The organism is Brachyspira pilosicoli (assembly GCF_036997485.1).
Classification (GTDB): domain Bacteria; phylum Spirochaetota; class Brachyspiria; order Brachyspirales; family Brachyspiraceae; genus Brachyspira; species Brachyspira pilosicoli_C.
Genome location: NZ_JAWLPU010000001.1, coordinates 568,597 through 580,204, shown reverse-complemented (window position 1 = coordinate 580,204; position 11,608 = coordinate 568,597). Strand labels below are relative to the sequence as shown.

At 27.2% G+C, this 11,608-nt stretch carries 9 protein-coding genes; 4 read left to right on the top strand and 5 right to left on the bottom strand.

Translation table 11 applies throughout. The features are described 5' to 3' along the window. Positions 1 to 33: 33 nt before the first annotated feature. From R4I97_RS02480 to R4I97_RS02470, 3 genes are all read right to left on the bottom strand, one after another. Complete coding sequence (locus R4I97_RS02480; RefSeq protein WP_335783557.1) at positions 34 to 657, bottom strand: queuosine precursor transporter; 624 nt, start codon at positions 655 to 657, stop codon at positions 34 to 36. A gap of 112 nt (positions 658 to 769) precedes the next feature. Continuing rightward, positions 770 to 1,084: a cell division protein ZapA gene (locus R4I97_RS02475; protein ID WP_335783556.1), complete on the bottom strand. Its 315-nt coding sequence runs from the start codon at positions 1,082 to 1,084 to the stop codon at positions 770 to 772. 15 nt (positions 1,085 to 1,099) lie between these two features. Continuing rightward, positions 1,100 to 2,062 (bottom strand): viral A-type inclusion protein, encoded by a 963-nt coding sequence (locus tag R4I97_RS02470; RefSeq protein ID WP_335783555.1) that lies wholly within the window; start codon positions 2,060 to 2,062, stop codon positions 1,100 to 1,102. 109 nt (positions 2,063 to 2,171) lie between these two features. Between R4I97_RS02470 and R4I97_RS02465 the strand changes: the two genes are divergently transcribed. Beyond that, on the top strand, positions 2,172 to 3,329 hold the full coding sequence (locus R4I97_RS02465; RefSeq protein ID WP_335783554.1) for a hypothetical protein: 1,158 nt from the start codon (positions 2,172 to 2,174) through the stop codon (positions 3,327 to 3,329). 262 nt (positions 3,330 to 3,591) lie between these two features. Here R4I97_RS02465 and R4I97_RS02460 read toward each other — a convergent pair whose 3' ends face one another. After that, complete coding sequence (locus R4I97_RS02460; protein ID WP_335783553.1) at positions 3,592 to 4,251, bottom strand: DUF3226 domain-containing protein; 660 nt, start codon at positions 4,249 to 4,251, stop codon at positions 3,592 to 3,594. Positions 4,252 to 4,255: 4 nt separating this feature from the next. Continuing rightward, positions 4,256 to 5,320, bottom strand: a complete 1,065-nt coding sequence (locus tag R4I97_RS02455; RefSeq protein ID WP_335783552.1) for an AAA family ATPase — start codon at positions 5,318 to 5,320, stop codon at positions 4,256 to 4,258. A 168-nt stretch (positions 5,321 to 5,488) separates the two neighbouring features. Between R4I97_RS02455 and purF the strand changes: the two genes are divergently transcribed. From purF to R4I97_RS02440, 3 genes are all read left to right on the top strand, one after another. Continuing rightward, positions 5,489 to 6,880, top strand: coding sequence for an amidophosphoribosyltransferase (gene purF / locus R4I97_RS02450; RefSeq protein WP_335783551.1), 1,392 nt, complete (start codon positions 5,489 to 5,491; stop codon positions 6,878 to 6,880). Positions 6,881 to 7,436: 556 nt separating this feature from the next. Next, positions 7,437 to 9,965 (top strand): endopeptidase La, encoded by a 2,529-nt coding sequence (gene lon, locus R4I97_RS02445; RefSeq protein WP_335783550.1) that lies wholly within the window; start codon positions 7,437 to 7,439, stop codon positions 9,963 to 9,965. Positions 9,966 to 10,082: 117 nt separating this feature from the next. After that, positions 10,083 to 11,519: a DNA methylase gene (locus tag R4I97_RS02440; RefSeq protein ID WP_335783549.1), complete on the top strand. Its 1,437-nt coding sequence runs from the start codon at positions 10,083 to 10,085 to the stop codon at positions 11,517 to 11,519. The last annotated feature ends 89 nt before the right edge of the window (positions 11,520 to 11,608 follow it).

Genomic DNA, 11,608 nt, shown 5'->3' with positions numbered 1-11,608 from the left:
GCAGCTTTTTTATATATTGTTTAATATTTATTATTAATTGTTTTCTTTAACTAAATATATCATAGGTACACTTACAATAGTTACAGCATATTTTACAAAGAAATTAAAAATAAAGATTCCTACCAAAGCTTCAAAAGGCAATGCTCCATAAAAAGCTATCACTACAAACAATAAATTATCAACTGGTATACTAAAAGCATTACTAATTAACACTCTAAGCCATTGATATCTTTTAGTGATTTTTGTTACAAAAAAATGATATATCTCTGTATCAACCAATTCTGCTACTGTAGAGCCTACTATAGATGCTATTGCTATTCTAAGTACTGGACTTAATGTTAATTGAAAAGCTTCATTAAACTGCCAACTGCTGTCTGCTGGTATATTTGATACTATATAAAAATAAAGAGGACTAAATATATTTATTATAGCTGATACTATTATTAATTTTTGTGTATTTTTTTTACCTATTGTTTTATGGGACATATCTCTTATTGTAAAGGCTAAAGGATAGAGAAAAGTACCGCCGTCTACAGCTAAATTTAATACATTTGCTATCTTTACACTCGCTATATTTGATATCATCTGGCAAGCTATATAAGAGCCTATAATAATTATACTAATAAATGAAATTTGGTATTCGTAATTTTTTTCCATCAATGTTTTTCCTTTTTTTATTATAAAATAATAAAATAGATATTTATTCTATATTTTTTATAAGTTTTTTAGTAAGTTTTTAGAAAGAAAATATTTTTGATAATTTTTTTATTTAATCTTTTAATGTTACTTCATCTATAAGTCTAATAAGTTCATTAGACCTTGATACTATGCTTTCTTTAAAAGCAGATAGTGTATCTTCTCCGGCTTTAGTATTTTTTAATTCTCTTTTAAAAGCATCGGCGATATTAAGGCAAGCAAGTATGGCTATAACATCTCTCGGCTGTTTATCTCCATAAATTTCTGATATTTCTTTCATGCTTTCATCAACAAATGATGCTAACTCTTTTAAGTATTCAATATTTTCTTCATCATATTTAATACTCAAATTTCTTCCAAATATATTAACCTCTAAATTACTTCCCATAATATTTCCTAATTATTATTTAGAGTCATCATCAAAGAAGAAATCTTCCTCATCATCATCTCCAAACATATACTGATCTTCTTCATTAACATCAAAATCATAAGAAGAATCATTATTATCTTGATGGCTTACTTCTTTATATTCTTCTTCAATAGTCTCTATATTATTATCTTCTATGTCTGAGTCCCAACTTGTATCATAAGCACTAGAAAAAGGGTCCTCATCTTCATTAACTTTTACATTAGCAACATTATTATAATTAGAGTTTTTATTATTATTATATTCTTCTTTTTTTGTATCATCTTCTAATGCTGAAGTAAAACTTTCTTCTACAATATTTGATTTTAATTCTTCCAATTGTGCTTCTTTGTCTTCTATAGTATTTTCTGGAGCAGAGTTATTTTCTATGCTTTCTGCAATTTTTTTAATATCTAAATCTGTAATATTGTTATTTATATCCAATTTATCAGAAATATTATCATCTATCATAGCCTTGTCTATTTTGCTGATTAAGCTAAATACACTGCTTTGAACTTCTTCATTTTCTTTTTTAATATTATCTATACTGCTGCTTATAGTTTGAAGTTCTTTTTTAAGATTATCATTTTCTTCCATTAGAGTTAAACAATCTTTTTCAAACCTTTCTATATTTGTTTTAAGGCTGTCTCTTTCTATTTTTGTAGCTTCTAACTCTTTTAATAAATTATCTTTTTCTCTTAATATATTATCTCTCTCCTCTTTGAGAGAGATATAGTTATCATTAATATTTCTTTTATCCGTTTCTAATATAGTTTTATCTTCTTTGAGAGATTGCAATTGGCTTTGTAACTCATTTATATTATTTTGCAGAGTTTCTTTTTCTAATATGAGGTCATTAATATTTCTATGTAAAGCATTTTTTTCTGAGGAAAGAATCTTCCATTCTTCTAACAATTCTTTTACTTTATTTTCCAATACACTAAATTCTTTCACTTTCATCTCCCAAAACAATAGTATAAAAAATTATATCACATATAATGCAATTGTCAATTTTTTATTTATATGATAGAATTGAGTAAATAAAATAAAATTTAATTAAAACAGATAGATGAAACAGCTAAAAAAAATAATATTTATTTTCTTTATTCTTAATTGTTTAGCACTCAATGCGCAATCCCCATATTCTGAAAAAGAGCAGAAATTATTGAAAGGGGTAATAGATATTTGGCCGTACATAGGTTTAGAGCCTATTAGACCTACTACATCATATATACCTTATGATTATATACATGAAAGTTATAAGAGGGATAATCCTGACCCTCGAATTTTCTCTTCAAGATTATTATATGAATTATCAACCATAGAGCTTCATATGAATACTGTTATAGGAGTAGATTTAAAAAACGGAAACTTTTCTATGCCTAACATGTATTTTTCTGTGGGTAAAAGTTTTCATTATGATTGGATATTTTCTGCAACTCCTTTTGTAACGCTTTCAAGCAAATTAAATGTATTTAGTGAAAATGGAAAAGTGAAAGCTAATGGAAACATAGAGGTTTATGATGCAGGTATAGAAACTGTAACATTAACAAGGCTTTTATTATCTTTTAGAATGAAGGCTGTTAATGATATTAATGAATCTACTTTTATGCTTTTACCTTCTGTAGTTGATAGCTCTGCTGAAAGTTTTGAAGATGTTCCGCATTGGTATTTACCGAGGATAAACAATGCTATGGGGTTTAGAACTGGCTTTATTGGGCATTATTATGAGCTTTCTTATTCACAAGGGTTTACTGAAAACTCTTCTCCTTTGGCAGCTGTTTTTAAAATTAATGGAGACTATTTCAAAGTACAATTTTTGTATCAGTACAATAAAAAGTCCTCTCTCTCTCCGGAAGCTTTTGACAATATTAATTATTCTAATGATTATACTCATCATATAATACAGCTTTATGCTATGGGTAAAGTTCCTTTCTTGGATAATCAGCTTTGGCTTAATATGCTTGGAGAGTATACTTGGAGAGACAATGATGCTCATTATTTGAGATTTGAATTAGGGCTTGAATGGAAAATGCTTAACATTGCTATACGTCCTTTATTTTATATACCTATTGAGCATAAAGATGATAACATACATAGATTTGATAAAGATAAAGATTTATTTTGTTTGGAATACAGTGCTTATGTAAAATTTGACCCTGTTTACTTTGGTTTTCAAGGCTCTACAGATGGAAGATACTATATTGCTATGAAGGCTTTATTTTAATTTCTAAATTTTTATAAAAAAATTTACACCGCACGGTGAATAAAATTTCATCAATAAATTAATTAAAAATTCAAATTTAATAAAAAACAAAATTCGCTTACCGTGCGTTAAATAGATTTTTTACTTAATAAAAGCTTGGGTGGGCGTTAACATTTCTAATTAAACAATAAAATAATTTAAATTAAAATTTCAATAAAACGCTATAGAGAATAAAGGGCGGGAGTTCTAAATAATTTTTAAGTATATAAACAATAAAATTAAACTAATTAAATAAATTTTTTAAAAAATCTATAATATCATCTAACTTTGTTGAATTCAAATAATCATTACAATCCTGAAATAATCCACCTATAGTATTTCTCTTCTTACATTTTACAGATATAAATGCAAGTATTTTAGATTTTAGTATATGATATTCATTACTTCCTTGATTAATATAATTATTGGCACAATCAAAAAAATTATTAACACAGTTATTATACAAATCTTTATCTTTTTCTAAAATAATATCTTCAACTAAATATTCTAAACAACCAGAATTTTTATCATTAGTTTTTGTTGTTAGAAATAAACCTTTATTATTATCATAGTATATATTTTGATTTGCATTATATTTAAGTTTTATAATATCATTAAAAATATTAAATCTTTCTTGAGCATTATCTTCAGCATCCACTAAAATACCGAGTTTTTCTATATTATTATAATTAGGGCTTTTTATAAATGAAGTAATGTTGTTTTTATTATCAACTTCATTAAGTGGTATAATATGAACAGTATCATTATCTCCTATAAAAGATTTATCATATTTTCCTGTTATATAGTTTAACCCTAATTTTTTGCTAATTAAAAGAGAACATAAATCTCTTTCATCATTACCCTCAACAAGAAGCACTTTTTTAGCCATAGGATTATTGAGCATTATTTTATCTTACCTCCCAATTATCCATAGCATTATTTAATTCTTCACTATTGTATATAATAGAATGATACTTATGTTTTTCTTCTTTGTCAGCTTCTATTCTTATACCTTGAATGTCGTCATTTGAATTATATTTATTTTTTACTTCGTTATAAACATCATTAAAAGCTTTTATACATTCATAGGAGTGAGTTGTTGCAAAAATCTGAACACTACTTCTATAGGCTACTTCAAATAGAGAAATCCATAAATTACGCAATGAACTATAATGAAAACCATTATCAATTTCATCAATAAGTAAAACGCCATTTCGTATAAATGATGCACTTACTATATAACTGAATATTTTATATATTCCAGAACCTAATGCATTTATAGGTAAATATCTATCAAGACCAATATCTGCCTCACAAATTCTATCCGATGATATTCTAATTGATCTTAAATTTGGTATTATAGATTTTAGACAGTCTACTATAATTTTATCTTGTTTTAAATTCTGAAGGTTATTAAACATCTTTATAATATCGCTTTTAGCAGTTTCTTCTATAAAGAAATAATCATTAATAAAGCTATAAGGTAATAATCTAATATTATAATATGTTGAATATATAGTTTGATTATCAAATATTATCTTATTATTAATTGATTCAAAACTGTTATCAAGCTGTCTGTTAGTATTTATAAGAAGAGGAAGTTTTATAATTTCTCCATTGCTATTTTCTACTTGATAATAAACACCATCTAAGTAATTATCTGTTAATGACTTTATGGGGTATATATTTAATTCTTTTTTTGTAGTTTTTATATTAATAGGATTATTGCAGTTAAAATTATTAAAAATTAATTCCAAATTATTATTTAATGCTATATTTCTTTGCATATAATTTGCTATAATAATATCACTTATAAACATACCAGAATATATATGCAAAGCCTCTAAAAGATTGCTTTTTCCTACACTGTTTTTACCAAATATTAAATTAAACCTTTTAAAACTATCTACTTTAAACTCTTTGAAACATTTAAAATTGCTTATGCTTATATTTGGTATTTGAATATTATCCATAAAAAACCTACAACTTTTTATATAAAATAAATAATATATCAATAAATATTTATTGTCAAAATATTTAAACATATATATAAATAATAAAATTCTTTAATAACTATTGTGTAAAACACTAATTAATTATAATATATATAAATCAAAAAAATAAAAAATTGGTTAAAATATATGAATGAATTTTTTAAATGCGACAAACCTAAAGAAGAATGCGGAGTATTCGGCATATACTCAAAAGAAATAAAAAAAGACATATTAAAAACTCTTAACTATGCACTATATGCACTTCAGCATAGAGGCCAAGAGAGTGCTGGAATAACAATATCAAATTATAAACATTTATTTACTTATAAATCTATGGGGCTCGTTTCAGATTTATTTTCAAGTAACATCCCAAAAGAAACAGAAGGAAATATAGCTATAGGACATGTAAGATATTCTACTACAGGAGCAAGCAAAATAGAAAATGCTCAGCCTCTTGAGAACCTATTTAGATTAGGTCAAATAGCTATAGCACATAACGGCAACCTTACTAATGCATATCAATTAAGAGATAAATTAGAGCAGGAGGGAGCAACATTCAATGCTACTTCCGACAGTGAAGTTATAATAAAGTTAATAGCAAGAAAAACTGTAAATAATTTTATAGACGGAATAAAAGAGACTATCAATATAATTGAAGGAGCTTTTGCTTTAGTTATAGTTGTAGACGGAAAATTAATTGGAGTTAGAGACCCTCATGGAATACGTCCTTTATCGTTAGGAACTAATTCTAATGGTGATTATTTTTTAGCTTCTGAGTCTTGTGCTTTAGATGCTGTTGGGGCTAAATTTGTACGCGATATAGAAGCAGGCGAAATGGTAATTATAGACGATAATGGTATTCAATCTATAAAATACAAAAATACTAAATTAAAAAATTGTCCTTGTGCCTTTGAGCATATATATTTTGCAAGACCTGAAAGCAATATAGACGGTATTAATGTATATAATGTAAGGTTTCAAACAGGTGTTTTACTTGCCAAAAAAAATACAGTAGATGCTGATATTGTAATAGGCGTACAGGATTCTGGAACCATTGCAGCATTAGGTTTTGCAAAAGAAAGCGGTATACCTTATAGCATTGGTTTGGTTAAAAATAGATATATTGGCAGAACTTTCATTATGCCAGAACAGTCAAGCAGAGAAGAAACTGTGAAATTAAAATTCAATCCTTTAAAACATTTAATAGACGGCAAAAAAGTTATACTAATAGACGACTCACTCGTAAGAGGCACTACAAGCAAAATACTTATTGATATAGTAAGAAAAGCAGGTGCTAAAGAGGTTCATTTTAGGTCTGCTTCTCCTGTTATAAAAAGCCCTTGCTACTATGGAGTTGATATATCTTCAAAAAAAGAACTTATAGGCGCAAAACTTTCTGTTGAAGAAATTTGTAAAGAGATTAATGCAGATAGTTTAGAATATTTATCTATAGAAGATATGTTTAAAGCTTTAGGCGGCACAAACTATTGTATAGGCTGTTTTAATGGAGAATATCCAACATCAACACCTAAACAATAAAAAATATATATAATAAAATAAATGTATTTGGTGTAAATTTTTATTTTATTCTGTATAAACTATATTGTAATACCAACATTTTAAGCTAAACAATGTAGTTCTTTTGGTTCTTTTATACCAATACCGAAAGGTACCTTGCCTACGGCACGCAGAGTGTCGATAAAAGAACTGGTGGCATGTACCCTCCGGGCACGCTTCGCGAAAGTGCAAGTATTTAAATCTTATATATTAATAATATAATAAATAATATAATGTTTGTATTTTAGCTAAGAAATGCAGTTCTTTTGCTTCTTTTATACTAATCCCACACCTAAAGGTACTTCTTTCAGTCGCAGGCACTTCCTTTTGTCAAATATCACCGTGACTAAAGCCACACGTATAGTATAAACTTTAAAAATCTTTACTATAAATCGTTCATTATTTACAATAATATAATTATATATGTTTAAAAAAATAATTATTATGTTATTTATTTTTTTATATTTAAAATGTATTAAATTTTGACAAAATAATTAGTTTGTTTATAATGTAAAAACATATTTTTGGAGAAAATAAAATGAGTGAAAATAATGAAAATAAAGATATAGAAAAAAACGAAAATATAGAAAATGAAACTATTGAAACGTCTCAAGAGAATGATGACAATTCTGATAATGCAATATCAATAGTTGAAGATAAACTTCCATCAAGATTAATAATAATACCTGTTATGGGAAAGCCATTATTTCCTGGTCTTTATGCACCATTTCCAATACCAGCCTCTCAGGCTAATGCTGTAAATAAAGCCATAGCAGAAAATGATGGCTTTTTAGGTCTTAATTTGTATATACAAGATGAGCCTAAAGATATAAAAAAAACGACTATAGATGAAATATATAAAGTTGGTGTTGTTGTAAAGGTATTTAAAAAACTTAATCTTCCAGACGGTGGGCTTAATCTGCTTATTAATTCAATTAAGAGATATAAAATAATAAGGTATATTTCCACAGAACCTGTAATTAGAGCAGAGCCATTATATATACCAGACATAGTAACAACCAATAATGATAAAGAGGCAAAAGAGATAAAAGCATATACAAGAGCTTTACTTTCTGAGGTGAAATCATTAAGTGAAAGCAATCCTCTTTTTACAGAAGAGATGCGTCTTACTATGGTGAATGTTGATGACCCGGGTAAATTAGCAGATTTTGTAACTTCTATGATAAATGTTGAAAGAGCCAGTCAGCAAGAAATATTAGAAACTTTTGATGTACAAGAGAGATTAGAAAAAGTTTTACTGCTTCTTCAAAAAGAGAGAGAGATAACAAAACTTCAGCAAAAAATTCAAGGAAGCATTAACTCCAAAATACAAAAACAGCAGAGAGATTATTTTCTAAAAGAGCAGTTAAAAGAGATAAAAAAAGAATTAGGCTACGACACAGACCCAAAACAAAAAGATATAGATAAATATAAAAAAGAGTTAAAAGAACTAAAAATTGTAGATGAAGTAAGAGAGAGAATGGAGCAAGAAATAGAAAAAATTTCTACAATAGATACACATTCTCCAGAGTATACTGTTTCAAAAAATTATCTTGATACATTGTTTGCACTCCCTTGGAACAAAGAAAACAAAGAGAGAGAAGACATAACAAAAAGCAAAAAAATATTAGACAAAGACCATTATGGCTTAGAAGATGTAAAAGAGAGAATATATGAGTTTTTGGCAGTGAGAAAATTAAACCCAAATAAAAAATCTTCAATACTATGTTTTGTAGGCCCTCCGGGAGTTGGTAAAACATCTATAGGAAAAAGCATTGCAGAGGCATTAGACAGACCTTTCTTTAGGTTTTCATTAGGCGGTATGAGAGATGAGGCAGAAATTAAAGGACACAGAAGAACATATATTGGTGCTATGCCTGGTAAAATAATTGAGGCTTTAAAAATTGTTAAATCTAAAAACCCTGTTTTAATGCTTGATGAAATAGATAAATTAGGTGCAAGTTTTCAGGGCGACCCTTCAAGTGCATTGCTTGAAGTGTTAGACCCAGAACAGAACTCTTCTTTTAGAGACCATTATCTTGATTTGCCTTTTGATTTATCTAATATTTTGTTTATTACAACAGCAAATACATTAGACACTATTCCAAGACCTTTGCTTGACAGAATGGAAGTAATTAGGCTCTCTGGCTACATTATGGAAGAGAAACTAAAAATTGCTACAAAATATATAATACCAAGACAATTAAAAGCACATGGTTTAATTGCTAAAAATGTTAAGTTTACAAACAAGGCTATAGAGAATATAGTTAATGGTTATGCAAGAGAGGCGGGGGTTCGTAACTTCGAGAGAATGATAGAAAAAATATGCAGAAAAATTGCTGCCGATGTAGTATCAAACAACAAAGAAAATTATAATATAACTATAGATTCTAAAGATTTAGAAAAGTACTTAAAAAAGCCAATCTTTACAGAAGACTTCACAGAAAAAGATTTAAAACCAGGAAATGCAATAGGTTTAGCTTGGACTTCTATGGGAGGGGCTACTTTAACTATAGAATCTATTAAAGTACAAGAGAAAAAAGATGCAGGCACTATAAATATAACAGGTCAGCTTGGAGAGGTGATGACAGAGAGTGTGCAGATTGCTTACAGCTATGTAAAAAGTGTTGCTAAAAATTACGGCGTTGATGAGAATTATTTTAATGACGCTATAATACACTTGCACATACCAGAAGGTGCTACTCCAAAAGACGGTCCTTCTGCGGGTATTACTTTGGCTACTGCTTTATTATCGCTTGCTATGAACAAAGTTATTAGAAATGATACTGCTATGACAGGAGAGCTTTCTCTCAATGGAAAAGTGCTTCCTATTGGAGGGCTTAAAGAAAAGACTATAGCCGCTAAGAGATTAGGTTTCATTAAGCATATTATAATACCTTTTGAAAATAAAAGAGATTTAGATGAAATACCTGATAAAGTTAAAAGCTCTCTTATTTTCTACCCTGTAAAAGATGTAAAAGAGGTGTTTGACTTTATGTTTAAATTAAATAAACAAAATAAAAAAACTGATAAAGCATCAAGTAAATCTAAAAAAGCAAAAAAATAATTATTAATATATTTATAATATAAAAGGCTTAAACTTAAAAGTTTGAGCCTTTTTATTATTGATTTTATTTATTATTAATTTAGAATAAAGAAACTCTATATAAAAAATCTATTAATTATGAAACAAAAAACAATAGCTCATCAGTTAGAAACAGATAAAAAATTAATATCTATACTTAAAAAGCTTCCTAACAATTATTGGGATTTCAAAAATGAAAACACAAAAGAATATACTATACATAATTATCCAGCTGTAATGGTACCGCCTATAAGCAGAAATATTATTAATATAGTTAAGCAAATTATGGAGGTTGATTCTTTGCTTGACCCATTTTCTGGCTCAGGTACAGTTCTTGTTGAAGGTATGCTTGCTAATATTAAAACAGTGTATGGAAACGATATTAATCCGCTTGCTATACTTATTTCAAAAGTAAAAACTAATAAACTTAATATACATGAGCTTAAAAAAGAAGTTTCAGTTTTTTTAGAAAATATTAATAATGATTATAATGAAAATATGAATTTTTATGAAGGTGCAGATGAGTATTGTAAGAAAAAAATTGATATTACATCAAAAAATGGTTGGGGAGATAATGCTCCAAAATATCTTAGAGAATATATAAAATTAAATAAAATTAATTTTGAAGTACCTGATTTTAAAAATATTGGCTATTGGTTTAAACCGAGAGTGATATTACAGCTTCAAATGATTAAAAAACATATTCTAACAATCAAAAATGAAAATATACGAAATTTTGTATTTGTGGCATTTAGTGAATTAATTAGGATTGTATCTAATCGCAGAAACGGAGAGTTTAAAATGTTTAGAATGTCTCCAATAAAAGTTGAAAATTTTACTCCAGATGTATTAAAAGAATTCACTTATATTTTAGAAAGTAATATTGAAAAAATGTATAGTTTTGTTGAAGCCTGTTTAAAAAATAATAGTAATTCAAAAGTTAAAATATTTAATAATAATGTTATAGACTTATTTTGTATTCCTGATTTATCTATTGATTTAGTAATTACATCTCCTCCTTATGGAGACAGCAGAACAACGGTTGCTTATGGAGAATACAGCAGATTATCACTTCAATGGTTAGATTTATTTGAACTTTCTCAAAAAGAAATAATGACGCTTGATAAAAAATTGATGGGAGGAGCTAAGTTTAAAAAAGGATTTGAATTTTCAATTCCAAGTAAAACTTTAAATAAATCACTTAAGTCTATTAAAAATATTGATTTAGAACGCGCTGGTGATGTGTATAGTTTTTATTTAGACTTAGAAAAAGCAATATCTTCAATTTCTAAAAAAACTAAAAAAGGAGCTTATCAATTTTGGGTGGTTGCAAACAGAACTGTTAAAGGAGAACTTTTAAAAACAGATAAGATAATAACAGAAATTGCAAGTAAATATAATATGGATTATGTTTATACAATTAATAGAAATATAATTAACAAAGTAATGCCATCATTAAACTCACCAACAAATATAGCAGGCAAAAAATCAGAAACTATGTGTAATGAGCATATTGTAATTCTTAGAAAACAATAATATATTCAATTAAAACAAAAGTAAATAAAAACTTTATTGATTTTTAGTGCTTGAAATTGTGATAATTCTTTTATATAATATCTTTCGTG